The sequence below is a fragment of the Pedobacter suwonensis genome, assembly GCF_007833675.1.
Taxonomy (GTDB): Bacteria; Bacteroidota; Bacteroidia; order Sphingobacteriales; family Sphingobacteriaceae; genus Pedobacter; species Pedobacter suwonensis.
In genome coordinates this window covers 502,876-528,678 of sequence record NZ_CP031708.1, presented here as the reverse complement: position 1 = coordinate 528,678, position 25,803 = coordinate 502,876, and the positions used below count along the sequence as shown (strand labels likewise).

The 25,803-nt window shown below is 39.8% G+C and carries 23 protein-coding genes; 17 read left to right on the top strand and 6 right to left on the bottom strand.

Translation table 11 applies throughout. The features are described 5' to 3' along the window. Nucleotides 1–26: 26 nt before the first annotated feature. A complete protein-coding gene (locus DV942_RS02115) occupies nt 27–809 on the bottom strand; it encodes an HAD-IIA family hydrolase (RefSeq protein ID WP_090979750.1) in 783 nt (260 codons plus the stop codon). Between the two features lie 367 nt (nt 810–1,176). On the opposite strand from DV942_RS02115, the gene DV942_RS02110 reads away from it, so the two are divergent. Further along, nucleotides 1,177–1,704, top strand: a complete 528-nt coding sequence (locus DV942_RS02110; protein ID WP_145854895.1) for a hypothetical protein — start codon at nt 1,177–1,179, stop codon at nt 1,702–1,704. A 19-nt stretch (nt 1,705–1,723) separates the two neighbouring features. Here DV942_RS02110 and DV942_RS02105 read toward each other — a convergent pair whose 3' ends face one another. The 3 genes from DV942_RS02105 to DV942_RS23375 form a co-directional block, all read right to left on the bottom strand. Next, complete coding sequence (locus DV942_RS02105) at nt 1,724–2,452, bottom strand: esterase family protein (protein WP_186462396.1); 729 nt, start codon at nt 2,450–2,452, stop codon at nt 1,724–1,726. Between the two features lie 65 nt (nt 2,453–2,517). Then, complete coding sequence (locus tag DV942_RS02100) at nt 2,518–3,105, bottom strand: GDSL-type esterase/lipase family protein (protein ID WP_090979746.1); 588 nt, start codon at nt 3,103–3,105, stop codon at nt 2,518–2,520. Nucleotides 3,106–3,509: 404 nt separating this feature from the next. After that, nucleotides 3,510–3,680 carry a hypothetical protein gene (locus DV942_RS23375; RefSeq protein WP_159435178.1) on the bottom strand — a complete coding sequence of 57 codons (171 nt, stop codon included), beginning with the start codon at nt 3,678–3,680 and terminating at the stop codon, nt 3,510–3,512. A 355-nt stretch (nt 3,681–4,035) separates the two neighbouring features. Between DV942_RS23375 and DV942_RS02095 the strand changes: the two genes are divergently transcribed. From DV942_RS02095 to DV942_RS02055, 9 genes are all read left to right on the top strand, one after another. Next, entirely contained in the window at nt 4,036–6,642 is a 2,607-nt protein-coding gene (locus DV942_RS02095; RefSeq protein ID WP_145854880.1) for a DUF7133 domain-containing protein, read from the top strand. 391 nt (nt 6,643–7,033) lie between these two features. Then, nucleotides 7,034–7,846, top strand: coding sequence for a serine O-acetyltransferase EpsC (epsC, locus tag DV942_RS02090; protein WP_145854878.1), 813 nt, complete (start codon nt 7,034–7,036; stop codon nt 7,844–7,846). A gap of 11 nt (nt 7,847–7,857) precedes the next feature. Further along, entirely contained in the window at nt 7,858–8,730 is an 873-nt protein-coding gene (cysM, locus tag DV942_RS02085) for a cysteine synthase CysM (RefSeq protein WP_145854876.1), read from the top strand. Nucleotides 8,731–9,225: 495 nt separating this feature from the next. After that, the gene (locus DV942_RS02080) at nt 9,226–10,509 is read left to right on the top strand and encodes an ATP-binding protein (protein WP_145854873.1); all 1,284 of its coding nucleotides are present in this window, start codon (nt 9,226–9,228) and stop codon (nt 10,507–10,509) included. Nucleotides 10,510–10,731: 222 nt separating this feature from the next. Next, complete coding sequence (pxpB, locus tag DV942_RS02075) at nt 10,732–11,439, top strand: 5-oxoprolinase subunit PxpB (RefSeq protein WP_244950803.1); 708 nt, start codon at nt 10,732–10,734, stop codon at nt 11,437–11,439. Next, nucleotides 11,420–12,418 (top strand): 5-oxoprolinase subunit C family protein, encoded by a 999-nt coding sequence (locus DV942_RS02070; RefSeq protein WP_145854869.1) that lies wholly within the window; start codon nt 11,420–11,422, stop codon nt 12,416–12,418. Before pxpB ends, DV942_RS02070 begins: the two co-directional genes overlap by 20 nt. Then, the gene (locus tag DV942_RS02065) at nt 12,415–13,176 is read left to right on the top strand and encodes a 5-oxoprolinase subunit PxpA (protein WP_145854867.1); all 762 of its coding nucleotides are present in this window, start codon (nt 12,415–12,417) and stop codon (nt 13,174–13,176) included. Before DV942_RS02070 ends, DV942_RS02065 begins: the two co-directional genes overlap by 4 nt. Next, a complete protein-coding gene (locus DV942_RS02060) occupies nt 13,173–14,357 on the top strand; it encodes an NRAMP family divalent metal transporter (RefSeq protein ID WP_145854865.1) in 1,185 nt (394 codons plus the stop codon). Before DV942_RS02065 ends, DV942_RS02060 begins: the two co-directional genes overlap by 4 nt. An 11-nt stretch (nt 14,358–14,368) precedes the next feature. Then, nucleotides 14,369–16,930: a M1 family metallopeptidase gene (locus DV942_RS02055; RefSeq protein ID WP_145854862.1), complete on the top strand. Its 2,562-nt coding sequence runs from the start codon at nt 14,369–14,371 to the stop codon at nt 16,928–16,930. A gap of 336 nt (nt 16,931–17,266) precedes the next feature. Here the strand turns inward: DV942_RS02055 and DV942_RS23945 are convergent, their stop codons facing one another. After that, a complete protein-coding gene (locus DV942_RS23945; protein WP_280525549.1) occupies nt 17,267–17,401 on the bottom strand; it encodes a hypothetical protein in 135 nt (44 codons plus the stop codon). Between the two features lie 175 nt (nt 17,402–17,576). Between DV942_RS23945 and DV942_RS02050 the strand changes: the two genes are divergently transcribed. Genes DV942_RS02050 through DV942_RS02030 form a run of 5 tightly spaced genes read left to right on the top strand, consistent with a single transcriptional unit; the run spans nt 17,577 to nt 23,614 of the window. Further along, the gene (locus DV942_RS02050; RefSeq protein WP_145854860.1) at nt 17,577–18,959 is read left to right on the top strand and encodes a mercuric reductase; all 1,383 of its coding nucleotides are present in this window, start codon (nt 17,577–17,579) and stop codon (nt 18,957–18,959) included. Nucleotide 18,960: 1 nt separating this feature from the next. Continuing rightward, nucleotides 18,961–19,920 (top strand): ABC transporter ATP-binding protein, encoded by a 960-nt coding sequence (locus DV942_RS02045; RefSeq protein ID WP_145854858.1) that lies wholly within the window; start codon nt 18,961–18,963, stop codon nt 19,918–19,920. Further along, nucleotides 19,913–21,484: an ABC transporter permease/substrate-binding protein gene (locus DV942_RS02040; RefSeq protein ID WP_145854856.1), complete on the top strand. Its 1,572-nt coding sequence runs from the start codon at nt 19,913–19,915 to the stop codon at nt 21,482–21,484. The genes DV942_RS02045 and DV942_RS02040 overlap by 8 nt, the downstream gene beginning before the upstream one ends. Next, on the top strand, nt 21,484–22,632 hold the full coding sequence (egtB, locus tag DV942_RS02035) for an ergothioneine biosynthesis protein EgtB (protein WP_145854854.1): 1,149 nt from the start codon (nt 21,484–21,486) through the stop codon (nt 22,630–22,632). Before DV942_RS02040 ends, egtB begins: the two co-directional genes overlap by 1 nt. A gap of 7 nt (nt 22,633–22,639) precedes the next feature. Continuing rightward, the gene (locus DV942_RS02030; protein WP_145854852.1) at nt 22,640–23,614 is read left to right on the top strand and encodes an L-histidine N(alpha)-methyltransferase; all 975 of its coding nucleotides are present in this window, start codon (nt 22,640–22,642) and stop codon (nt 23,612–23,614) included. Here the strand turns inward: DV942_RS02030 and DV942_RS02025 are convergent. After that, nucleotides 23,611–24,684: an aminotransferase class V-fold PLP-dependent enzyme gene (locus DV942_RS02025; protein WP_145854850.1), complete on the bottom strand. Its 1,074-nt coding sequence runs from the start codon at nt 24,682–24,684 to the stop codon at nt 23,611–23,613. The two genes, DV942_RS02030 and DV942_RS02025, sit on opposite strands and share 4 nt — an antisense overlap. A gap of 109 nt (nt 24,685–24,793) precedes the next feature. On the opposite strand from DV942_RS02025, the gene DV942_RS02020 reads away from it, so the two are divergent. Continuing rightward, complete coding sequence (locus DV942_RS02020) at nt 24,794–25,273, top strand: DinB family protein (protein WP_244950802.1); 480 nt, start codon at nt 24,794–24,796, stop codon at nt 25,271–25,273. A 92-nt stretch (nt 25,274–25,365) separates the two neighbouring features. After that, nucleotides 25,366–25,749, top strand: a complete 384-nt coding sequence (locus tag DV942_RS02015; RefSeq protein WP_145854847.1) for a VOC family protein — start codon at nt 25,366–25,368, stop codon at nt 25,747–25,749. Nucleotides 25,750–25,803: the final 54 nt, after the last annotated feature.

The following is a 25,803-nucleotide window of genomic DNA, read 5'->3' as shown; positions in this document are numbered from 1 at the left end:
CTGGACTCCCAACTCCCAACTCCAAACTATTTATTCTCCCACCAGTTTAGCGGAAATGTTATCTCATCAACTGAACTTGCAATCATATCAGGTTTAAAGGCATAATGTCCCAGGGTATCCTTGCTTGATATGCCCGAGAGCACCAGAATGGTTTTGTAACCCATCTGTACGCCGCCCTGTATATCAGTTTCCATGGTATCGCCGATAACAGTGGTTTCACTCGTTTCCAAGCCCAAGAATTTACGTGCAGAACGCATCATCACCGGACTCGGTTTACCGGTAACAAAGGCTTTTCTGCCAGTTGCTTCTTCAATCATAGCGGTGGTGGCTGCAATCCCAAGGTTATTCCATCCTGGTTTTTTCGGCGATGGATCTCTGTTGGTAGTGATAAATTTAGCGCCCGCCAAAATCATATCAACCGCACGCTGAACCATTTCGAGTGTAAAGTTTCTGCCTTCTCCCAGTACAACAAATTCGGGGTCGGTATTCACCAAAGTAATGCCATGATCGTGCAAACTGCTTAATAAACCGCCTTCACCCAATACGTAAGCGGTACCATTCGGATTTTGATCGGAAAGAAATTTTCCTGTAGCCATTGCGCTGGTGTATACATGACTTTCTTCAACCTTTATCCCTAAACCCTTTAATTTGCGTACCACTTCCAAAGGGGTTCTTTGGCTATTGTTTGTCATAAACGCGAAGGGGATCGCTTCGTCGATCAGTTTTTTAATGAATTTGTCCGCTCCGGTGATGAGTGCCTCACCACTGTAGATCACCCCATCCATATCGATTAATAATCCTTGTTTCATGTGCTAAAAGTTAATCCGTTTATCTGCAAACTTAATATTTTCTTGTTCAATTAATGTTAAGGTTTTCAACTGTCAGTTTTAATGCAAAACGGGCTTGCTACGGGGTATTAACCTGAGTTCGATTATTAATATTGCCTCTCGTTAGCTTATATCGGCTTTTTGATTAAGAGGCCGTCACCCTGAATTCATTTCAGGGTCTTTCCTCCTAAAAAGATGCTGAAACAAGTTCAGCATGACTAATCGGCTAGGGATGGGTAGTTTATTATGCAGTATTTAAATTAAATAATTATCGAATTCAGGCTATTAAAAAAATAAGATTGATTGTAGCATATACCGGATTTCTAACGTATTCATGTAAACTTAAATTATGAGAAACGCTTTTAAATTAACCGCGATCTTTTTGATCGGATTAGCAATTGCGAGTGCATGCAAAAAGAAAACCAACAACCCGGTGGAATTTTCTATTGATGCGCAAAATTTAACTCCCTGTACAGAAGGAAACTGTCGGTTTGAGTATGTGAATTATTCGGAAATGCCCGATGAGCAAGGCACGGTTAAGACCGGGCAATACCGGATTTTTTCAGTTACGAAGAGTAATAGCTTCAGTACAACCCGCATTTACATGCAGGTGCCAATGCAGGATGATGATAGGTTTCTGCTAACAGATGCTGATATTCAGGCCGGAAAGGTGAAATATCTCTTTTCATGTCCTGCATGCGACTATTTCAATTTAGTGCCTATCGCAGGTACGGTTAAAGGTGTTAAGATTGCAGATCTCAATAACTCGGCAGAAAAGTGGCTTTTGGATGCCCACCTTGTTTTAGCAGCTGAAAAATCGAAAACGCCGGTAGATACGATCCATATTAAACAATATTTTAGCCTGGCAGTAAAATAATTAGGCGTTTATAAAATTGCTAAATGTACATCGGTACCATTTTTCGCCAGTAATGGGGCCTGTGTGCGTTGCTTTCCCAGGTATGAAACTGGTTGGGGATATTTTTCTCCCATAGTAAATTGCTCAGGTATTGATTTTCCCTTAGAAAAGGATCAGTTTCTCCTACAGCAAGAATAATTTCCATTTCTCTAACTGCTGATAACAACCGAGCATCGTTTAAGTTCGCGATGTATTGCGCAGGCATATTAAAATAAACTTCTTTACTGTGAAATCCGTTCAGGAGGTCTCTAAAATCGCCGATGCTATAGGTGAGGTCGTACCTTCCACTAATGCCAACGGCCTTTTTAAATAACCAGGGATATTTCATGGCCAGATTTATGGCATGGTAAGCACCCATACTGCAGCCTGCAGTTTCAACATAATTGCCATTGTTTTCTTGATAGATAAGCGGTAATACTTCTTCAAGGAGGTATTTTTCATATTGTAAATGCCTGTCTATCCGTACCGAGGGAAATACATCAGCGTTATAAAAACTCTCTCCATCTATACTATCCACACAGAAAACCTGAAGTTCACCATGTTCAATCTGCGCATTTAGGGAGGCTATAATTCCCCAGTTTTCGTAATCATAAAACCTCGCCATACGAGTGGGAAAAAAGATCACTGCCCTTCCCGCATGGCCGAAAATGAGAAGCTCCATATCCCGCTGAAGATTTTGACTGAACCATTTGTGATATTCCCTTTTCATCGCGTTAATTCTTTTTGGGAAAATTAATGCGTCTATGTTATTGCAATATTAATTAAGCGTGATAATTAACCTAATTTCTCTTTAACAGTACTGGCCCACAGCCGATAACCTTCTTCACTTAGATGAAGACCATCGTGATCATAAAGTGCAGGATTTGGCTGTCCATCTTTATTCAGCATTTTCTTAAAAACATCGATAAATTTCCAATGGCTGTTCAGTTTAATAATTTCGCTCTCAATAAGGTTATTGGTGTACCTAAACTGATCGGCCATTTGCCAGCGGGTAATACTGGGTTTCAAAGAAATAAAATAACAGGGCAATATGCCAAACCTTTGGTTCACTTTAACCATCAGCTGCTGGAAAAATATAAATATTTCTTCTGGGTTTCTGCCATCGCCAAGGTCGTTATCACCTGCATACACCACCAGTGCCTTTGGCTTATAATCTGTCATAATCCGCTCAAAAAACCATACGCAGGCCGCTAAGGTAGCGCCTCCAAAGCCTAAATTAGTTACCTTCATGTAATCGAAATCATCTTCCAGGCTATTCCATAACCGGATAGATGAGCTGCCATAAAAAATAACGCCGGGATTTTCAAGGTCCAGGCGATGCGCTCTTTCCAGTTGTTTAACTTCTTCTTCGTACCAGTACATATCGCTAAAGATATAAAGATCTGCTTCTTGAAGAAATGTGTGGTGTGTTAAGTTTGTGTTATCAGGTACCGGTTTATCGGTTCATTAGTGGTTTTTTATGATCACAGTGCTGAAAAGCCGAAACTTTGTGTTTTAAATTTCTTTCTCCAGCCACTCCACCATAATAAGGGAAATACCTTCACCATTTCCACGGTATGCCGGAACAGGTTGTTCACCGTAAATTTTTCTATAAATTGTCACTTGGTGTGGATCGTTTAGTTAGAAGATCTTAACTGCTTACTGATAATTGTTTAAATTGACTAATTGTAATCGTACAAGTGACTTTATCTATCGCAAAATTAAACACAAAGATTCTGCGTCCCGAACCATTTAAAGCAGGGATTTTAAAATTGACTAGTTAAGGACTACTCACTGTAATTCCTCTTATCAGCAGCATAAACATGGTACCAGATGTACAGAATCCATATTAACACCACCGTGCTATACACCAGTTCGGGTTCAAAAGAATCCCTTGTCGTTAACAACGCAATGGAGGAGATCAGGGCAGTCAGGAAGAAATAAAGGATATTTTTCATAACGTACTGATTTTATGAATGTTGAATTGAGTAAATATAACGAAATTTTTGTTAAAAACGAATTGTTTTAGAAATAATTTACCGGAACATGATGTTAATGCTCACAGTTTGTTTGAAATAGTCCATAGCTTACTTAGCTTGGCAGTTTTTCTATTGATTTATCTTGTGATCTCAGGCATATAAGCAGGTTTTGCTGTTAAAAAAGTTCACTTTGGGATTTCTATGGAGAAATTACCTACATTTTAACCATACAGGTAATTAAATATCTCAAAACAGCACAAAAATGTGGCAATAAGGAATTTATATTTTATGTAAGTTTACCTGGCACAAACTAACCAGAATTAATAACACACAAATGATTAAATTTTCTTTAAGCTTAATTTCTTTTACACTAGTTTTTTTTGGATTAAGAAACTTCTTTAGCGAACCAAAGATACAGCACGTATCACCCCCTGAATTAACCATTACAAATTTCGCAGGACCAGATGTTACACCAAGCCCGGCCTGTTTAGCGGTAGCGCCAACCGGCGAAGTGTACGTGGGTGTTGATATGATCGGATCTTTAGGTAAAGATCCCGGCAAAGGCCATATCCTTAAATTAATTGACAAAGACAATGATGGCAAAATGGACGAACACGTGGATTTTGCCGAAGTGGATAATCCACGCGGAATTATTGTACAGGGTAGCCAGGTTTATGTATTGCATACCACTTTTTCGAAAGAAACAAAACAGGCTACCGGCATGAATCTGGTTGTTTTTGAAGATAAAGATGGCGACGGAAAGGCTGACGGCCCCGAAAAACCGCTCATCGAGCATATCAGTAACGCCAAATACATCCGCGAGCGTGGTACTGATCATGCCACCAATGGCATCAGGATGGGGATTGACGGTTGGATTTATATCTCTGTAGGAGATTTTGGATTCCACGATGCGGTAGACCGTTCAGGTAAAAAACTAACCATGCTGGGTGGAGGAATTTTGCGCGTTCGTCCGGATGGAACCGAAATGGAAGTATATACCCATGGTACACGTAATGTTTATGATGTGGCTATTGATCCTTATATGAATGTTTTTACCAGGGAAAATACCAATGATGGCGGAGGCTGGAATGTTCGTTTCTCGCACCATATACAATCTGGCGAATACGGTTACCCGGTTTTATTTCAGAATTTTACCGAAGAAATTATTCCGGCACTTGCCGATTTAGGTGGAGGATCGGGTACCGGAGCTTTATTTATGGACGAACCCAACTGGCCTGAACAATATAACCATGTGCCCATGATGGCAGATTGGGGCAGAAGTATGCTTTATATTCATAGAGTTACTGCTGACGGACCAACCTTTACACAGAAAGATGAAGAATTTATAAAACTACCGCAAATTACAGATCTTGACGTAGACGGATCAGGAAGGTTATACCTTTCGGCCTGGGATGGCGCAGGTTATTCCGGTAGTCCGAATAAAGGTTATGTTGTTCGCGCAGTACCCAACAACTGGACTTACAAAGCTTTTCCGGATGTTAAAAAGGCTTCTGTTAAAAAACTAACGGAGCTGCTTAAATCGAATAGTGCAGTAGGCCGATTGGCAGCTTCGCAAGAATTGATTTCGCGTAACAATAAACAAGCCGTTTCATCCGCTTTAAAAGTTGCTTCTGATCAGGGTTTAGCACTTGATGTACGTATAGCGGCTATGTACACCTATGCACAGCTGACCAAAGAAAATGGTATTGCAAAGCTGATTGAATTTACCAAAGATAAAGCAATGAAAGAGTTTGCTTTAAAGGCACTGGCTGATCGTAAAATTTATATAGATAAGGTACCAGTTGAACCTTTTTTAGAGGGTTTAAAAGATGCCGATCTTCGCGTTCAGGCAGTTTCTATCATTGGCTTAAACCGTTTGGACAGAGCTGAAGTAGCCAACGTACTTTTACAAACCAAAGTTCCCGCCTCATTTACTGCGCCTGCAAAAGGCACTGAAGGACCTCATGCAACACCAAACTCAGCGATCATTTTACCGCATTTAGCGGTTAGGGCATTGGTTGATCTTCAGGCAGAAGATGCACTGCTTGCTGCGGTTAAAACCGAAAATTCTACTCTTGCACTCTGGGCTTTACGTTATATACATACCGAAAAAGCGGTTAATGGGCTGATTGAGAACTATAAACAAGCCACAGATGAAAAGTTAAAAGAGCAGATTTTGGTTACCTTAGGTCGCTTGTATAAAAAGGAAATTGCTTATGATGCCAGTTGGTGGTGGGGTACACGTCCTGATTCTCACGGGCCATATTTTAAAGCCGTTTCCTGGGAAGGTTCTCCGATCATCGAGAAATTTATAAAGGAAGAGGCTACCAAAGCAGGAGCGAAGGGTAAACAGTTTTATGTTGATTTAAATGAGCGCCAAAGGATGGATATTCCTGAATTCAACGTAGAAGAAAAGGTTGCAGCAGTTGAAGAACCAAAAATTGATCTGAATAAAATCAAAAACAAAAAAGGCCAGGTGGGTAAATCGTCTATTGAAGATGTATTGTTGGCCATTAATAAATTACAGGGGGATCCGCTAAAAGGAAAAAATATTTTCAATAGCCAGGGTTGTGTGGCCTGCCATAGCTTAAGCAAAAGCGAAAAAATGAAAGGTCCGTTTATGGGACAGATCGGTTCTATTATGAATCGTGAGCAAATTGCAGAATCGATATTAAAACCCAATGCTTCCATTTCCCAGGGCTTTGCCTCGGTAATGATTACAGCCAAAGGCGACCGCACCTATATGGGCTTTATTACAGAAGAAACTGCTGCTAAAGTGGTAATACGTAACATTGCCGGTGAAGTTTTTACCATTAAAACGGGCGATATCCTGTCGAGAAAAGAAATGGAAACTTCGATGATGCCGGAAGGTTTGGCAAATTCCCTTTCATATGAAGAGCTGGCTTCCTTAGTTTCTTTCTTATCTGAACAGAAACAATAGCAATTTCTAAATAACTTTTTCTGCCATAGCGGAGCTTTCTGTTTTTATAGAATCTCCGCTATGTGTCTTTAGGGAAGATTCAGTCCAATAGTAAAGGTTCTTATTTCAACAGTACGTTTTTCTTATTCCAAGGAAGTCGTCACCCTGAACTTGTTTCAGGGGCTTTTATCTCGATTGATTCTAAGTGAAATCGTTAACATAAATAACAACAAGATCAAACGCACTCTCCCAAAGCATTAACCGATAAAATACTCTGGACTTAGACTAATTTGTTATTTTCCCGCCATATTTATTTATAAAATCCGGGCTGTAGTTTCAGTTTAAAAAAACAAAACCTACATTTAGCCATTAAATCTATATATTTAGTCGATGAGCAGATCGGCCAGCAGTTATGGAAGACCTTTTTTTTGAACAAATTTTCAAGAATCCTCTTGAACAACAAAACATTCCACCCAATGAAGTCATATCGCTTTGGGCAGAAAAACTTATTCAGGTGCTTTTTCCGGAAAATTCTGCTGAGGTATTTTCAACCATTGCCGAACTAAAGGTTTATGTGGCTGCTTTGGAGCTTGAGCTTTATGACATCATATCAGCGAGTTGTCAGCTTAAAAATAGTGCATGCAAAGATGCTGCAGGCAAGTTTTTCAAAAGTTTACCGGAACTTTATAGAATTCTAAATACTGACATCATGGCCATTTACGATGGCGATCCTGCGGCACAGAGCAGGTTCGAGGTAATCAGGACCTATCCTGGTTTTTATGCCATTTGTTTCTACAGGATTGCCCATATGCTTTACAATTTTGGGATACCGCTTGTGCCGAGGATCCTCACAGAGTATGCACATTCTAAAACAGGTATTGATATTCATCCGGCTGCCAGTATAGGCGAGTATTTTTATATCGACCACGGAACAGGGATTGTTATCGGAGAAACCAGCACCATTGGTCGTTATGTTAAACTTTACCAGGGGGTAACCCTTGGTGCGTTGAGTGTTAAAAAAACACTGGCGGGCAGTAAGCGCCATCCTACGGTAGAAGACAGGGTGGTGATCTATTCCGGCGCAACCATATTGGGTGGCGAAACTGTCATCGGGCACGATAGTATCATCGGAGGAAACGTATGGCTTACCGAGAGTATCCCGGCATTTTCCACCGCTTATCATTCGCCCATTATAACCATAAGAAATTATAAAGAAACACATTAATACAGTACAATATGGCAGGAATAATCGATTTGATCGGAAACACGCCAATGGCCGAACTTCAAAAGTTGAATGTAAACCCCGGCGTTCGCGTATTTGCCAAACTGGAAGGCAACAATCCAGGTGGTAGCGTTAAAGACAGGGCTTCGCTCAATATGATCAGAAGTGCAATTGAACGTGGCGAAGTTACTTCTGATACTAAATTGGTGGAGGCTACAAGCGGCAATACCGGAATTGCCTTGGCCATGATTGCAAGTTTGTACAATTTAGATATTGAATTGGTTATGCCGGCCAATTCTACACGCGAAAGAAAGGTAACCATGGAGGCCTTTGGCGCAAAAGTAACCTTGTTGGAGAGTATAGAAGCTTGCAGGGATTATGCAGAAGAAAAAGGGGTTTCAAAAGGATATTATCTGTTAAATCAATTTGCCAATCAGGATAACTACCTGGCCCATTACAAAACAACCGGACCAGAGATATGGAGGGATACTGAGGGACAGATTACGCATTTTGTTAGTTCTATGGGAACAACCGGAACGATTATGGGCTGTTCGAGATTTTTCAAGGAAAAAAATGCTGATATTCAGATTGTCGGCTGCCAGCCTACAGAGGGCTCATCCATTCCGGGTATCAGGCGTTGGCCTGAAGAATATCTGCCCAAAATATTTGATCCCAAAAGGGTAGACCGGGTAATGGATATTGCGCAGGAAGAAGCAACCCGAATGGCGAGGAGAATGGCCAAAGAAGAAGGTTTGTTTGCGGGTATGAGTTCTGGCGGTGCGTGCGCAGCTGCGCTGAAGCTTGCCGGTGAATTAGATCAGGGTACTATTGTTTTTATTGCCTGCGATCGGGGAGACCGCTACTTAAGCAGCGATCTATTCGGTTGAACATAGTCCGTTGAGCTTGCCGGCCCTATTTTGACACAAGCATGCAGCACTTTGAATAATTTGAACACCTAAAAGGTGCCTTTCCTCGGAGAAATGCCCTTTAACTTTTTCCAAATCATCTCCATCTTTCTACGCATCCTGAGCATTATGTTTGCCACGTAGGCACGAAAAACAGAGAAAAACTTTAATCTCCTCCGTGATTTCTGTGTTCCCGTGGCCAATTGTTTTAAATCTGTTTTGAAAGCAATTTCCCTGATGCTTTCAAAAATTACAAGGTTTTTTTTCAAATCATCTTCATCTTTTCACCCATGCCTGAAAATAATGTTTGCCACGGAGGCACGAAAAACACGGAAAAACTTTAATCTCCTCCGTGATTTCGGTGTTTCAGTGGTCAATTGTTTTACATATGCTTTAAAAGCAATTTCCCTGGTGCTTTCAAAATTATAAGGCTAATGATCAGATTTTATAATATATTTGCTAATTACATTAGTAAATATGTCGGTAAAAGTTAATATCACTTCAAAGGGAATACAAAAGGTACTTAAAAATTATAATGAAAGACAGGCGATTGCCGAATATATTTGGAATGGTTTTGATGCCAATGCAAATACCATCCGTTTAGATTATGAGGCCAATCCGTTAGGTCTTTTAACTCATTTAACCATAGCTGATAATGGTTATGGAATTAATTTCGACCGCCTACAACAAAAATTCGATCCTTTTTTCGAATCAGAAAAAGCCGTTCAGATTGTAGCACCAAAGCATACTTCCAAAATGCATGGGCGTAACGGAGTAGGTAGGCTAACCTTTTTTACCTTTGCGCACGACGCCGTTTGGCATACCACCTATCAATCAGAACAAGGCTTTCGCGATGGCGAGATCCGCATAAATACAGGCGGCTTAAACAGTTACAGCTCCGATTTTTCTCCCGTTACCAGCCAGACTGGAGCAACTGGTACCACTGTATCTTTCTCCAATTTAAAGATCAGCCAGCAAGACCTGGAAACCATTGTACTTCCATTTCTAATCAACGAATTCTGCTGGTTTATCGAATTGAATAAACACAAAAATTATTCGATTATTGTAAATGGCGAAGCATTGAATTTTAGCAGCAATATTAAAAGCATAGAAGAATTCAAGCTTTTTTATCCCGATACTTCTGTTACTTTTAAGATCAAATATGTGCACTGGAGAGAAAATCTTCATAAAGAACTGTCTAAATACTACTTTTTGGCCGGTGGAGAAGAAATTTATAAAGATTACACCACCTTAAACAAAAAGAGCGACGATTATTTTCACAGTGTATATATCGAAAGTGATTTTTTTCGTGATTTCGATTTTAAGAGTTTTGAAAATGAAGGGCAGGTAGCCATATTTGGTGCTGCCAAATCTTCGCCCGAGTACAGGTTTTTGGTTAAGGCACTAACAGAGTATCTCAAAAGCAAGCGTAAACCATTTTTAAAAGAATATGCCAACAACTTGATTCAAGGTTATGAGCAGGATGGAATATTTCCGGTTTATAGCAGCGAAAGAGAAAAGGAATTAAGAAAGCCCGCACTGGTTGATTTCATTAAAGCTTTGTATGAACTGGAACCTAAATTGTTTGGTAGCTTAAATACCGATCAAAAGAAAACCATTGTACGCCTGATTGATCTGTTAATGCGTGCTAATCTCCACGATGAAATTTTTGAAATGTTTATTAATGTGATTGAATTGGAAGCTGAGGAGCAGCAGGAGCTCTTACAGTTGATAAAAGGCCTTGCGCCGAAACAAAAATGACCTAATATTGGGCTTTGGCTATTAATTTTTTTGCAAACAGACAATTTTTAGCGATCTCATTGCCGAAATTGTTGTGATTTTGATAATATATAGCCATTTTTATAGCGGTAGTTTAATTATTTTACCGGTATGATGAAGATGATTAATGAATAGATCTTTCCGTTTTGTATGATTAAGGAGGAAAGATATTCTGGGACAAACATTCCCCTGAAAATTTATGGATTGAGTGAAAAATCGCTCACCGTAACATTTGGGACATCAATCGATAATGATTTGCTGGATCTGATTACCGGTTTTAACCAATTACTCTTAGAAAATCCTTTTTCTGGCCTAATTACCACTGTTCCGGCTTATACTACCTTAACTGTTTTTTATGATCCATTAACAGTAAAATTATCCGATCTTCCTGGCGAGAATTGTTTCCAAAAGGTATCTGAACATCTAAATAAAATTGCTGCGATAATAATAGAAAAATCAAATGTAATAGCCCATCACCTCGTTATCCCGGTATGTTATGGAGGTGATTTTGGGCAGGATCTATTAACTGTAGCCAAAACCAATAACCTCACTGCAACCGAGGTGATCGACATTCACACCGCTGGCCAATATACTGTCTTTATGATCGGCTTTGTGCCGGGTTTTGCTTATATGGGAGGGATGGATAACAGATTGTCAACACCAAGAAAAGAGGTGCCTGCTGCTAAAATTCCAGCGGGATCTGTTGGTATTGCAGGTAATCAAACTGGTATATATCCTATGGAAACCCCCGGCGGATGGCAGATTATCGGCCAAACACCCTTAAAGATGTTTGATGTAAACCGTAAACAGCCATCTCTTTTAAAGGGTGGAGATCGGGTGAGTTTCAAAGCTGTTGATCAGGAAGAGTTTAATGCAATGTTGAAACAAGAATATGAAAATCACTATCATTAAACCCGGCCTGCTAAGTACCGTTCAGGATATGGGCAGGTACCGGTATCTTTCGCAGGCTGTACCTGTTTCCGGTGCCATGGATGAGCTGGCACATCGTTTAGCCAACAAAGCTGTTGGCAATGATGATCATTGTGCTACCATTGAATTTACCTATGCTGATGCATCATTTAAAGCTGAAACGTCCATTCTCATTTCTTACTCCGGCGATGGTGCATTTTTAGTTTATCATGGTGAATTAATGCCAGCAGAAAAGCCATTGTTTTTTTCAGCAGGTTCGGTAATCAAATTGATCAGTAATCCAATTGGGGTACGTACTTATCTGGCTGTTGCCGGTGGATGGAATGTGCCTGATGTAATGGAAAGCAAAAGCACGTATCTTACCGCAGGTTTTGGAGGTTATAAAGGAAGGGCATTGCAAAAAGCAGATGTTTTGGTCAGCGGACCTAACCTGAACGAAATATCAAATAAAATTTTAAAGCAATTAGTTGAAAGATCGTTAATCTATCCGAATTGGTGCATTTCGCGCAATAGTTTACTACCTGTGAAAAAGCGCGAAATCAGGGTTGTACCGGCCAATGAAATCTGTTGGTTCGATGCAACATCTATTCTTTCATTTTTAACGAACACTTATACTGTAAACTTAAGAAGTAACCGTATGGGCTACCAGTTAACCGGAAAGCCATTGGTAAGGAAAGTTACAAAAGAACTGCTCAGTACGGCAGTAACTCCGGGGACTATCCAGGTAACCGGAAGTGGCGATCTGGTTATGCTTATGGCTGATTGCCAGACAACAGGTGGTTATCCGCGCATTGCGCAGGTTGCAGCGGTCGATTTGCCTTTATGTGCACAGGTTAAGCCAGGTGATACCATTGAGTTTGCTGAAATTTCAAGAGATGAGGCAGAAGAACTTTACCTTGAACGTGAGCATGATTTGTTATTGATTACCAAGGCAATAAACCTTAAATATACTCAAATATGAAAACGATTGATCTTAATTGTGATATGGGGGAAGCATTTGGCAGTTATGCCATGCCAAATGATGAAAAACTGATGGAATATATCTCATCTGCAAATATAGCCTGCGGTTTCCATGCAGGCGATCCGGCGGTAATGCAGCAAACCGTAAGTTTAGCCATAAAAAATGGGGTAGCCATAGGTGCGCATCCTGGTTTGCCGGATTTGCAGGGCTTTGGTCGCAGAGAAATGAAAATTACGCCAAATGAGGTCTATCAGCTTACTTTATACCAAATGGGTGCATTGGCTGGTTTTGTAAAAGCTGCAGGCAGTAAATTGCATCATGTTAAAGTACATGGGGCATTATATAACATGGCCGCAAAGGATACTGCTTTGGCAAAAGCAATTGTACAGGCCATCTTGGATTTCGACCAGGGTTTAATGCTATATGCCTTAGCAGGAAGCAAGATGATTGAAGAAGCGGAAAAAGTTGGGATTGCAACCGCATCAGAGGTTTTTGCTGATCGTAGCTATCAGGATAATGGTTTACTTACCCCGCGCGGTGCAGATCATGCTTTAATTACCAATGATGAAGATGCTGTTAGACAGGTATTGGGATTTGCTTTAAAACAGCAAGTAAGTAGTGTGAATGGAAACCTGATTACCGTTAAGGCAGAAACTGTTTGTTTGCATGGCGATGGTGAACATGCGGTAGCGTTTGCCAACTTGATAGCCGGAAGGCTAAAAAAAGAAGGAATTATGATTAAAGCGCCACTAATATGAAGCCAAAATACAATTGGAGTGTACTTTTAGGTGCCGCTTTTTTAATGGCTTCATCTGCCATAGGCCCCGGATTCCTAACACAAACCGCCGTTTTTACCCAGCAGTTGGGTGCAAGTTTTGCCTTTGTTATCCTGCTATCCATCATTTTAGATGCTATTGCACAGTTAAACATTTGGCGGATTATTGCCGTAGCCGATAAACCCGCACAAGATATCGCCAACAAGGTATTTCCCGGTTTAGGCTATTTTATTTCTTTCCTGGTTTTTTTAGGCGGTTTGGCCTTTAACATTGGTAATATTGCCGGCGCTGGCTTAGGACTAAATGTGCTATTTGGCATTAGTGTAGGGCAGGGCGCTGTAATTAGTGCAATTATGGCCATAGGAATTTTCCTTTACAAGGAAGCTGGTAAAGCGATGGATGTTTTTGCCAAAACCATGGGACTGATTAAAATTGTACTGGCTTTGATTATAGCTTACACCAGCTCACCACCATTGGCAGAAGCTGCGTTAAGGGCTGTAAACCCTACACAGTTTAGTTTTGCCGCTGTATTAACCATCGTTGGTGGAACTGTTGGCGGCTACATTACTTTTTCGGGCGCTCACCGTTTACTCGATGCCAGGCAAACCGGTATTGAAAATTTGGATGCTGTAAATAAAGGAGCGTTAAGTGCCATCGGCATCGCCTCAATTATGCGCTTGTTATTGTTTATTGCCGCTTTGGGCGTAGTAAGCAAGGGTTTTACGCTGGATCCGGCCAATCCGGCCGCTTCAGTTTTTAAACTGGCCAGTGGCCAGATAGGGTATAAAATTTTTGGTGTGGTTATCTGGGCTGCGGGGATTTCCTCTGTGGTAGGGTCTGCCTATACCTCCATTTCTTTCATTAAGAGTTTTCACCCGCTGATATTAAAGTTTAACAGGGAAATTATCACCATCTTCATATCCATCTCCTGCATTATTTTTCTCCTTGTCGGAAAACCGGTTAAAACGCTGCTTACCGTAGGAGCCATAAATGGCTTTATTTTACCCATCGCATTGGGAATTATGCTTATTGCAGCCTACAAAACCAGGATTATTTCAAGTTACAAGCAGCCGTTATGGTTAACTTTGGCTGGTCTGGCCGTGGTATTAACCATGGTTTGGATGAGTTATGGTACGGTTATACAAATGATAAATGGAGAATAAATTTTTATAAAATGAATACAATAGTCAAATATTTTTGTGCTTTACCATTGCTAGCTGCAACCTGTTTTGCGCAGCAACAGCCGAAACCAATAGTTGTAGAACCAGGGGTATCGCTTGCATTGGCAAATGCCAGAAGTGCTGCAATCAGTAACATTAGCTATAAGCTTCATCTTACGATACCAGCTGAACAAAAAGCTTCAATTGAATCAGTTGAAAATATTGATTTTGAATTAAATAAGTTACTCCATCTGCAAGTTGACTTTAAGCAAAATGAAGATCATATCAAGCGGGTAACGGTGAATGGAAAAAATATCGCAATCGATTTTAAGTCTGAACATATCTTAATTAAACAGGAGTATTTAAAGATTGGGAACAACCGTATTGAAATAGCATTCATAGCCGGCAATGAATCATTAAATAGAAACAAAGATTTTTTGTATGCCCTTTTTGTACCTGATCATGCAAGGACGGTCTTTCCCTGTTTCGATCAACCCGATTTAAAGGCTGATTTTTTACTTTCATTAACCGTTCCAACAGATTGGAAAGTAATGGCTAATGCGGTTAAAAAAGATTCTGTGGTACAGGAAAAAGCAATTACTTACCATTTTGATCGTTCTGATAAACTGCCCACCTATTTGTTTTCATTTACAGCCGGTAAATACACACTCATCAATCGGAAAATGAAAAATCACAACATGGAATTTCTACACCGTGAAACCGATTCAGCAAAGATTAAATTTAGTGTAGATTCTGTTTTCGTTGCGCACCGTGATGCCCTTGACTTTTTGGAAGACTGGACAGCAATTAAATATCCTTTTCAGAAAATTGGCTTTGTAAGCATTCCTGATTTTCAGTTTGGAGGAATGGAGCATCCGGGTGAGGTGCAATATAAAGCATCTTCATTGTTTTTAGATCAGGGTGCGACTAAAGATCAGTTTATTTCGCGTTCTAATCTTATTTCGCATGAAACTGCGCATATGTGGTTTGGCGATCTGGTCACCATGAAATGGTTTAATGATGTATGGATGAAAGAGGTTTTTGCCAATTTTATGGCTGATAAGGTAACCGAAAAGTTAATGGGTAAAAGCACTTTCGATCTTAAATTTTTACAAGATCATTATCCGGCAGCTTATGGGGTAGACAGGACTTTGGGGGCTAATCCCATTAGGCAGCAACTGGATAACTTACAGGAAGCCGGATCCATGTATGGAAATATCATTTACCATAAAGCGCCGATTATGATGCGCCAGTTGGAATTATTGATGGGTAAAGACGATTTTCAAAAGGGAATAAGGGAGTATTTGAAAAAATATAGTTATGGCAATGCTACCTGGGACGATCTGATTGCCATTTTAAGCAAACACAGTAAAAGTGATCTCTTGAGTTGGAATAAAGTTTGGGTAAACGAACCCGGCAGACCGGTTTTTAGTTATCATATTGAATACGAGAAAGATAAAATAAGCCATTTTAGCCTGAGCCAAAACAGTGAGATGGGACAGCCGAGGGTGTGGCCGCAATCTTTTACGTTAAAGCTGGTTTACCCAACTGGTGATAAGATTCTTGTGGTAAATGCCAAAACTGCTAAAACAGAGTTAGTCGAGGCAAAAGGTTTACCTAAACCCCAATATATTTTATTTAATGCAAATGGCGCCGGATATGGCCTTTTCCCGATTGAGAAAGAGATGATGGGAAATCTTTTTCACATCAAAGATCCTTTAGAACGAGCCTCGGCTTATATCAACGCCTATGAAAATATGCTTTCGGGCAAAGACAATAAACCAAACGAACTGTTAGGCTTATTACTGCAGGGATTAGCGGTTGAGAAAAATGAAATGAACCTAAGGTTGATCACCGGATATCTTACGAATATTTATTGGGTTTTTCTTAGTGGTGAAGTACGGAATACCAGGTACGAAAGTGTGGAGAGTACCATATGGAGCGCAATGGAGCAACAGCAAATGCCGAACAATAAGAAGATTTTGTTTAATGCTTATCAAAATATTTATTTAAGTGCTGAGGCTGGAAAAAGAATGTATGCTATCTGGCAGAAGCAAACAGCGCCAGATGGCGTTAAATTGTTAGAAGATGATTATAGCGCACTTGCTTTAACGCTGGCGCTTAAAACAGATACGGCAAACACCATCTTAAAAGAACAGTTGGAACGTACTAAAAACGAAGACAGAAAAAACAGGCTAATGTATTTAATGCCTGCATTATCTTTGGATGTGAATGAAAGGGATCTTTTTTTTAATGGCTTAAAAGATAGAAAAAACCGTCAGAAAGAAGCCTGGGTAACCACTGCTTTATCCTATTTACATCATCCCATCAGGCAAAAAACATCTATTCGTTACCTGAAAGAAAGTTTGGATTTATTGGCCGAAATACAGAAAACAGGAGACATCTTTTTTCCGCAATCCTGGTTAGCAGCGTCATTTTCTGCTTATAACAGTAAAGAAGCAAACCAACTGGTACAGGATTTCTTAAAATCTCATCCCGGTTACAATCCAAATCTAAAAGATAAGATTTTGCAAACAACCGATAACCTTCGGCGGGCACAACAGATCGTGAAATAACCTTCAGGCTTTATGCAATTAAATTTGTTGTATACAGATTCGAAAAGAATTTATACATTTGTGGCGAGAGCGTTAATTTAGATTTGAAAAGGGTAAGCATTAATTTGTTTGCCCTTTTCTTTTTTAATGGTTATTTTAATCTCAATTCTGTCATTAAAGATCTTTTCATTATTTAATTAATTTGCCGAAATTAATATTTCCAAATACTCTTTTGAAAAATAAAACTGTTTCATTAATCCTGAAATAAATGTGTTATTCCAATATTTGATATAAATCCATAATTAATTAATATGAAAGACTATTTTGAGGAATACAGCAAAGGCTGCTATTTCTAATTTAATTAAAAGATTCCGTCTGGCTATTCAGATCTTCCAATAAACCATTCAATAAAAATTCTCTTTTATCTTCAATAGAAGTATCATCCTGAATAAAAACGGTAAGGTTTGTATTTTCTGCTGTTTGTGTTTGCATGAGTTAGGGATTTTACGGTTGTCAATTTAATTACCTACCTCATTTAACGCTAATTTTCGAAGATAGTTTGTAACTTTTTTAAATAATCTACAATAGTTAATCAACAATAAATCATTAATTAGCAAACATTGATTGGTTTATGTAGTTTATTATTACAACAAAACAAATTCCATCAATGAAACATTACGACGCAATAATTATTGGGGCGGGGCAAGCCGGTGTACCATTGGCTAAAAAACTAGCCGAAGCCGGTAAAAGAACAGCTCTTATTGAAAAAAGATTGGTTGGCGGTACCTGTATCAATGATGGCTGTACACCGACCAAAGCAATGATTGCCTCTGCAAAGGCTGTACACCAGGCTAAAAAAGCTTCAGCTTTAGGCGTTGATATTGGATCTGTTAAAATAGACTTTAAGAAGATTGTCCAACGAAAAAACGATATTGTAGAACAATTCAGGTCTTCATCAGAAAAAGGAATTACTGAAACAAATGGACTCAAGCTTATTTTCGGAACGGCAAAATTCAGTGCAGAACAGGAATTAACCATTACCCTTAATGATGGCGGAGAAGAAAAGGTAACTGCAGATTGGATTTTTATCAATACCGGTGCAAAAGCAGCTATACCCGATATAGCAGGATTGGATCAAATTGATTATCTTACCTCAACAACAATCCTTGATTTGGAAACGGTTCCGGAGCATTTAGTCGTAATTGGTGGTAATTATATTGGTTTGGAGTTTGGGCAAATGTTTAGCCGTTTTGGTAGTAGAGTTACCATTCTGGAAAAGTCAGCGGGTATACTGGCAAAAGAAGATGAAGACATCTCTTCAGCGTTAACAGAAATTTTAACTGATGAGAAGATCGAAATTATTACGGATGTAAAGGTTGAAAAAATCGATCAGGATAAAAGACAGCTTCATATAACAGTCCGTTCCGGTAAAACTAAAAAGGATATAACGGCAAGTCATTTGCTCGTTGCAGCCGGACGTGTACCTCAAACCGCTGATCTGGGACTAGAAAATTGTGGTGTTAAATTGGATGATAAAGGCCATGTAATGGTGAATGAAAAACTGGAAACCAATATTAAAGGAATTTACGCATTAGGAGACGTAAAAGGTGGGCCTGCCTTTACGCATATTGCCTATAACGATTACACCATTGTTTACCGTAACCTGATTGAAGGGACTAAATATTCTATTCAGGATCGCCCGGTACCTTATTGCATGTTCACCGACCCGCAATTGGGTAGAATCGGCATTTCGGAAAAGGAAGCAAAAGAAAAGAAATTAAATTACGAAGTAGCGGTGATTCCAATGTCGCAGGTGGCACGCGGGATAGAAACCAACGAGACATTGGGCTTGATGAAAGCGGTTGTAGATCCGGAGACGAAAAAGATTTTAGGAGCAGCTATTCTGGCTTCAGAAGGCGGTGAAATCATGTCTGTTTTGCAAATGGCCATGGAAGGAGATATCACTTATGACAGGATCAGGTACTGCGTTTTTGCTCATCCTACGTATACCGAATCGCTGAATAACCTATTTATGAAACTCGATAGATAATATGATTGAATTAAAAGAGATAAGCAAGAAATTTGGCAATACCCAGGCGGTAAAGCAAGTCTCTTTTAATGTAGCCAGCGGAGAAACCCTGGTATTGCTGGGTACCAGCGGCTGTGGTAAAACCACAACTTTAAAAATCATCAATCGTTTAATTGAACCCGACGCAGGACAGATTCTGATCAATGGTGAAAATGTAACCGACCAGGATTCAGACGTGCTGCGAAAGGGAATAGGTTACGTGATGCAGAATATTGGTCTTTTTCCACACTATACCATTGCCGAAAACATTGCGCTTGTGCCAAAGCTACTGAAATGGGATAAGGCAAAAATTATAAGCCGCACACAGGAACTCATTGAAAAACTTCATCTTCCGGAAAATACCTTAGCAATGTATCCGCATGAATTAAGTGGCGGACAGCAACAACGTGTAGGCCTGGCACGTGCGCTGATTGCCGATCCACCGGTATTGTTGATGGATGAGCCATTTGGAGCCTTAGATAATCTTACCCGAACCAGTATCCAAAAAGAATTTAAAGCTTTAGAAGAGTTGAGAAGGAAAACGATTGTGATGGTAACACATGATGTACTGGAAGCTTTTGAGCTTGCAGACCGGATCTGTTTGTTGGATAAGGGTGAGGTGGTTCAGATCGGTACACCAAAAGAATTATTATTCCAGCCGATAAATGATATTGCAAAGAATTTTCTTGCCGGACAAAGATTGGTGTTAGAATTTAAAGTAGTTAATATACAGGATATTTGGTGTTATCTACCTGAAGAAATAATTTACGAAGGAAAAAGTGAAACCGCTTGTTTAAGTATCTGGTATGCTATGGAATTATTACGGAAAAAGGATAGGGATGAGCTGTTTGTATCAGACGCGAACAATACGATCAAGTCCTTCAATTTCGAGCAGTTAACAACGGCATTCAACCAATATCGAAACGCACAACAGCATGACTGAGCAACAGCAGACCTTATGGCAGTTTATGTCTGGGCAGTCTGATAAATTGTTCAGCCAAACCTTACAACATGTAGGGCTAACCTTTATTTCTTTAACCCTTGCTATTGCCGTCGGTTTACCATTAGGCATACTCATTGCGAGAAAGCGGAAACTTTCAGGAATGGTTTTGGGTGTTGCCGGTATATTACAAACCATTCCGAGTATTGCTCTTCTGGGGTTTATGATTCCTGTTTTGGGCATCGGTGCCAAACCAGCGATTGTGGCCCTGCTGATTTATGCTTTGCTACCGATTATCAGAAATACTTATACGGGCATTATCGGTATCGATTTACATGTTAAAGAGGCAGCCAGGGCCATGGGGATGAGTAAAAGACAGGTTTTGTTAAAAGTGGAGTTACCCCTCGCCATGCCCGTTATCTTAGCAGGCATCCGCACCGCGACTGTAATTAATGTAGGAGTGGCTACATTAGCTTCATTTATCGCTGCAGGAGGCCTGGGTGAATTTATTTTTGGCGGCATCTCACTCAATAACACCAACATGATTTTGGGCGGAGCCATTCCGGCTGCCTTATTGGCGATTGTACTTGATGCTTTACTTTCGCTTGTTCAAAAAATGGATGTCAGAAAATTGAGGAAAGTTTTGTACATTTTTCCTGTGGTGATTTTGGCATTAGGCGCGTTTTATGCGTTACCCTCAGCTTATGGATCAACTTTAACAGCTGGGTTTACACCCGAATTTATGGGCAGGCAGGATGGAGACCTCGGATTGAAATCAACTTATGGCTTAAAAATCCATACCATTGTGATCAGCGATGCCGTGATGTATAAGGCCGCTTACGCGAAAGAACTGGATGTCATCAGCGGTTATTCTACTGACGGACGTTTAAAGGCATTTGACCTGAGGATCTTAAAGGATGACAAAAACATTTTTCCGCCTTATTTTGCTGCGCCCATTGTTAGAAATGAAGCGTTAAAACAATTTCCGGAACTGGAAAAAACTTTGAATCTGCTCTCCGGTAAAATTACCGATTCGGTCATGACCGATCTGAACTATAGAACTGATTATCTTCATCAACAGCCTGAGCAGGTGGCTAAAGACTTCCTGATCAGCAGGGGCTTATATAAAACATCTAAAAATGGAAATAGGGGCACTGTGCGGATCGGTTCGAAGATTTTCGGTGAGCAATATATTCTTGCTGAAATATACAGCATGCTGATTAAAGGCTATACGGATTACAATGTTTCCACCAAAACTGGTCTGGGCGGAACGAAGATCTGTTTCGACGCACTTGTGAATAATCAGATCGATTTTTATCCAGAATACACGGGTACTGGCCTTTTGGTGTTATTGCAGCCAGATCCACTAATTGCAAAGGAAATGGCCCATGATAAAGAGAAAACTTACCGTTATGTAAGTGCAGAATTTGAAAAAAGGTTTAAAATCAAATGGCTTAAGCCCATTGGTTTCAATAATTCTTACGCTTTAATGATGCGGAGAAAACAATCCACAGCGCTGAATGTTAATACCATCACAGACCTTAAAAACTACCTGGATAAAAATTAATGACATTAGTAGAAGAATACTTACAGATTAGGAAATATTCCGAACAGGTTTGTGAACCCTTACAAACTGAAGATTATGTAGTACAACCTGTTGTAGATGTGAGTCCACCAAAATGGCATTTAGGGCACACTACCTGGTTCTTCGAAACCTTTATATTAAAACCGTTTTCGTCTAATTATCAGGTATATAATGATGATTATAATTTTGTTTTCAACAGTTATTATGAAACCGTTGGCAATAGGGTAATCCGTACCGATCGTGGCAATTTAAGCCGCCCTGGTGTGAATGAAATTTATCAATACCGGGCGTATGTAGATGAAGCCATGGTAAATTTTTTAGCTAACGTGTTAAATGACGAGGTTAGAGAATTATTGGTTTTAGGTTTTAATCATGAGCAACAGCACCAGGAATTACTGTTAACCGATATTAAATATATTTTAGGCAATAACCCTTTATTCCCGGCTTATGTTAAAGATAAGAAAGAAGTTTCAGGCATCCAAAATGAGCCGGGCTGGATTGACATTCCGGCAGGGGTTTACGAAATCGGTTATGATGGAACAGGTTTCAGTTTCGATAATGAATTAAACAGACATCAGGTTTATCTACACGATTTTGCCATCAGTAAAACATTGGTAACCAATGCAGATTTTTTGGAATTTATCCATGCAGGTGGTTATGAAAATTTTAACTATTGGCATTCAGAAGGTTGGGATTGGGTGAAAAGTAACCACATCGCGTCACCCATGTACTGGCATCTGGTGGATGGCGAATGGTTTAATTATACTCTAGGCGGACTTTTGCCCGTTGATTTAAATGCGCCGGTTAGCCATATCAGCTATTATGAGTCTTATGCATATGCCAGTTGGAAAGGCATGCGTTTGCCCACCGAATTTGAATGGGAAGTGGCGGCGAAACATTTTAATTGGGGTGAAAGGTGGGAATGGACCGAAAGCGCTTACCTGGCTTATCCTGGTTTCAGCAAGGCGCCAGGTGCCATTGGTGAATATAATGGCAAGTTTATGGTCAATCAAAAAGTACTTCGTGGCGCTTCCATCGCTACACCTCAAAATCATTCACGCATTACGTATAGAAACTTTTTTCATCCCCATTTAAGATGGCAATATACAGGCATACGCCTGGTAAAATAAAAATGTTATGAGCACAACTACCATTGAAATACCAACCAGCAACAAAGCGCAATTTCTTCATGAAACCCTGGCAGGGCTACAGTCTGAACCTAAATTTATGCTTTCCAAGTATTTTTATGATGCTACCGGAGACCGCATATTTCAGCAGATTATGGAAATGGAAGAGTATTATCTAACAAATGCCGAAATGGAGATTCTCCAAAATCAGTCTGCACAGCTTTCACAGGCCATATCTGCAGACGGGACGGCTTTTGATCTGATCGAATTGGGCGCCGGCGATGCTACCAAGTCTATTCATCTATTAAAGTCCCTGTTGGATGCCAAAATGGAATTTCGCTATTTTCCTATTGATATTTCTGAACACGTTATTTCTGATCTGGAAGAAAACCTGCCCAAAAAACTGCCTTCTTTGGATATCACGGGATTAAATGGCGATTATTTTGACATGCTGCAAAAGGCTGCCGAACTTTCCCATCGTAGAAAAGTAGTATTGTTTATGGGGGCAAATATTGGTAATATGACTGTTGCTGATGCTGAAAGTTTCTGTCTTTCGCTAAAGCAATTGCTTTCTCCTAACGACCTCGTCATTATCGGCTTTGACCTTAAAAAAAATCCCCAGCAGATCCTTGCGGCCTATAATGATAAAGGTGGAATTACCAGATCTTTCAATCTTAATCTGCTTCGTCGCATCAATAAAGAACTCGATGGTGATTTTAACATAGATCAATTTGAGCATTACGCCAGTTACGATCCGGCATCAGGAGCCTGTAAAAGTTATCTGATCAGTTTGCAAAATCAGATCGTGAACATAGGTCGGCAGGTGATTCATTTTTCGGAAAATGAATACATACATATGGAAATTTCACAAAAGTATTCCTTGGAAGACATTAATAAATTGGCAGCAAAAACCGGTTTTAAGCCGCTTCAAAGCTTTTTTGATCAGAAACATTATTTTGTGGACGCCATTTGGAGGGTAGATTAACGGCCGTCATCTAAAACCTCAAGCAGCCGGTTTAAATCTTCTTCCGTATTATAATAATGGAAAGAAATTCTGGTGCCGGCACCCCTTGCAGAGCAAATGATTTTAGCTGACACCAATTTATCTACCACTTCCTGATCTAGGGGCATACTCATGATAGCAGACTGATACTTTCGGTCAAGCATCCAATCGGGAATTAAGCCTCTGGAGTTTAATGCTAATCTTGCCTGATTACTAAGTGTTTGCGTATTCTTTTCAATGGCGTCGAAACCCACTGCACCTAGGTCATTTAAACTCTTATTTAAGGAGCCGAAGTTTAAGGTATCCAGGTGTCCAGGCTCAAAATACATTGATAAAGGATCTTTTTCATTTAAAAACGGCATTGAGGGTAGGCTAACTGCCTTATTTTTTATATAGATTACATCTTTCATCTGATCGGATAACATGACATAACCATTTCCATATCCGGCCAGAAGCCATTTGTATCCACTGCCAATCAACGCATCTAAACCCGATTTCTCAAAGTTGAAGGCAGTAGTGCCTAAAAACTGAGTACCGTCTCCGACCAATAACAGATCAGGATAGGTAGTTTTTATTTTTTTGATAAAGTCTTCATCCATTCTTAAACCGCTGATATATTGTACCATGCTAAAAGCCATAACAGTTGGTTTAAATTTTTCAATGGCATTAATGATATTCCCTTCTAATTTTTCATCAATGGTTACCTGATGATAATCAAAACCCATACTCATTATGGGGTAACCCACCGAGGGATATTCGTCTGCTAATAGCAAGAAACGATGAGTTCGATCCAACCCGTTAAGTAGTGTATTGAAGCCTGTTGAAAAATTTTGAACGAGATAGGTGTTTTCGGGCTTTGATCCAAAAAGTGTAGCGATGTTATTTTTGAGGTTAGCGATAAGAGCAAGATTTTGCATTCTGAAAATGCTTCCATCAGCCATAAATCCTTCGTCGTGCTTTACCCGCCATTCTGCTAAGCTTTCCGATAAAATACCAGAATTGGCGGTGTTCAGATAAGTGTACTTTTCTAAAATGGGGAATGATCGCTTCATGACCCAAATTAAAGGAATTATGCATTAAAAAGTAAATGCTGTTATCCAAAATCAATTTTTATACAAACCTATGAGAATGAGAATTGTTCTTTTTCTAAAGAAGTGCATTATGATGGAAAATGAAACCGCAATATTGATTACTGAATTAAAAAAACTTTTACAAGGGGGCGGAGCACATGTAGGGTTTAAGGATGCTGTAGCCGGTCTGCCTTTTGATCGTTTAGGTGAAAAGCCCGATCATTTGCCGTACAGCATCTGGCAATTGGTAGAACATATTAGAATTGCCCAGTGGGATATGCTGGAATTTAGCAGGGACGGCAGCCATCAATCGCCAAAATGGCCTGATGGATATTGGCCAAAAGAACTTGCGCCAAAAGATGAAGCAACCTGGAGTAACGCATTAAGGCAAATCGATAACGATCTGCAGGCATTTATAGCGCTTTTGGATTCTTCAGACCTATACAGCCATATACCACATGGTGATGGGCAGCGTATTTTGACTGAAGCTTTGCAGATTGCTGATCATAATGCTTACCATATTGCTGAAATCATCATCATCAGGCGCCTGTTGGGAGCATGGAAAAATTAATATAGTGAAATGTATGCTATATCAGTTGATATGAATATGCTAATCTGACAAAATAATCCGTCCGTTCTTCAAAATAATTAAACAATTAAGTTATGTTACAAAACTCAAAAGCATTCGGCTCCTTTTCTGTAGATGATATACAGAAAGCAAAAGAATTTTATCAGGACGTATTGGGCCTTGAAGTTAAAGATAACCCAATGGGAGTGATTGAGGTGGTGGTTTCCGGTTCTTCAAATATCTTGCTTTATCCAAAACCGAATCATGTTCCGGCAACTTTTACAGTCCTCAACTTTCCGGTCGAAAATATAGATCAGGCTGTTGACGAATTGATTGCCAAAGGAGTTAAGTTCGAGATTTACCATCAGGAATCGATCAAAACCGATCAAAAGGGTATTTCTCGTGGAAACGGCGGACCGGCTATTGCCTGGTTCAGAGATCCGTCAGGTAACATTTTGTCTGTTTTGCAAAACACCTGAATTAGTCAGACTTCCGAAGTTGGCAAAGCATAAAACGATTGCATAAGCTTCGGA

Bases quoted from the DNA above. Each gene is read 5' to 3' on its own strand.
- DV942_RS02030 (WP_145854852.1), top strand. From the start codon at position 22,640: ATGAGCACAACTACCATTGAAATACCAACCAGCAACAAAGCGCAATTT.
- DV942_RS02095 (WP_145854880.1), top strand. From the start codon at position 4,036: ATGATTAAATTTTCTTTAAGCTTAATTTCTTTTACACTAGTTTTTTTT.
- DV942_RS02060 (WP_145854865.1), top strand. From the start codon at position 13,173: ATGAAGCCAAAATACAATTGGAGTGTACTTTTAGGTGCCGCTTTTTTA.
- DV942_RS02015 (WP_145854847.1), top strand. From the start codon at position 25,366: ATGTTACAAAACTCAAAAGCATTCGGCTCCTTTTCTGTAGATGATATA.
- DV942_RS02115 (WP_090979750.1), bottom strand. From the start codon at position 809: ATGAAACAAGGATTATTAATCGATATGGATGGGGTGATCTACAGTGGT.
- DV942_RS23375 (WP_159435178.1), bottom strand. From the start codon at position 3,680: ATGAAAAATATCCTTTATTTCTTCCTGACTGCCCTGATCTCCTCCATT.
- epsC (WP_145854878.1), top strand. From the start codon at position 7,034: ATGGAAGACCTTTTTTTTGAACAAATTTTCAAGAATCCTCTTGAACAA.
- DV942_RS23945 (WP_280525549.1), bottom strand. From the start codon at position 17,401: ATGCAAACACAAACAGCAGAAAATACAAACCTTACCGTTTTTATTCAG.
- DV942_RS02110 (WP_145854895.1), top strand. From the start codon at position 1,177: ATGAGAAACGCTTTTAAATTAACCGCGATCTTTTTGATCGGATTAGCA.
- DV942_RS02100 (WP_090979746.1), bottom strand. From the start codon at position 3,105: ATGTACTGGTACGAAGAAGAAGTTAAACAACTGGAAAGAGCGCATCGC.
- DV942_RS02070 (WP_145854869.1), top strand. From the start codon at position 11,420: ATGAAAATCACTATCATTAAACCCGGCCTGCTAAGTACCGTTCAGGAT.
- DV942_RS02105 (WP_186462396.1), bottom strand. From the start codon at position 2,452: ATGAAAAGGGAATATCACAAATGGTTCAGTCAAAATCTTCAGCGGGAT.
- DV942_RS02065 (WP_145854867.1), top strand. From the start codon at position 12,415: ATGAAAACGATTGATCTTAATTGTGATATGGGGGAAGCATTTGGCAGT.
- DV942_RS02020 (WP_244950802.1), top strand. From the start codon at position 24,794: ATGATGGAAAATGAAACCGCAATATTGATTACTGAATTAAAAAAACTT.
- DV942_RS02040 (WP_145854856.1), top strand. From the start codon at position 19,913: ATGACTGAGCAACAGCAGACCTTATGGCAGTTTATGTCTGGGCAGTCT.
- DV942_RS02050 (WP_145854860.1), top strand. From the start codon at position 17,577: ATGAAACATTACGACGCAATAATTATTGGGGCGGGGCAAGCCGGTGTA.
- DV942_RS02045 (WP_145854858.1), top strand. From the start codon at position 18,961: ATGATTGAATTAAAAGAGATAAGCAAGAAATTTGGCAATACCCAGGCG.
- egtB (WP_145854854.1), top strand. From the start codon at position 21,484: ATGACATTAGTAGAAGAATACTTACAGATTAGGAAATATTCCGAACAG.
- DV942_RS02055 (WP_145854862.1), top strand. From the start codon at position 14,369: ATGAATACAATAGTCAAATATTTTTGTGCTTTACCATTGCTAGCTGCA.
- cysM (WP_145854876.1), top strand. From the start codon at position 7,858: ATGGCAGGAATAATCGATTTGATCGGAAACACGCCAATGGCCGAACTT.
- DV942_RS02025 (WP_145854850.1), bottom strand. From the start codon at position 24,684: ATGAAGCGATCATTCCCCATTTTAGAAAAGTACACTTATCTGAACACC.
- DV942_RS02080 (WP_145854873.1), top strand. From the start codon at position 9,226: ATGTCGGTAAAAGTTAATATCACTTCAAAGGGAATACAAAAGGTACTT.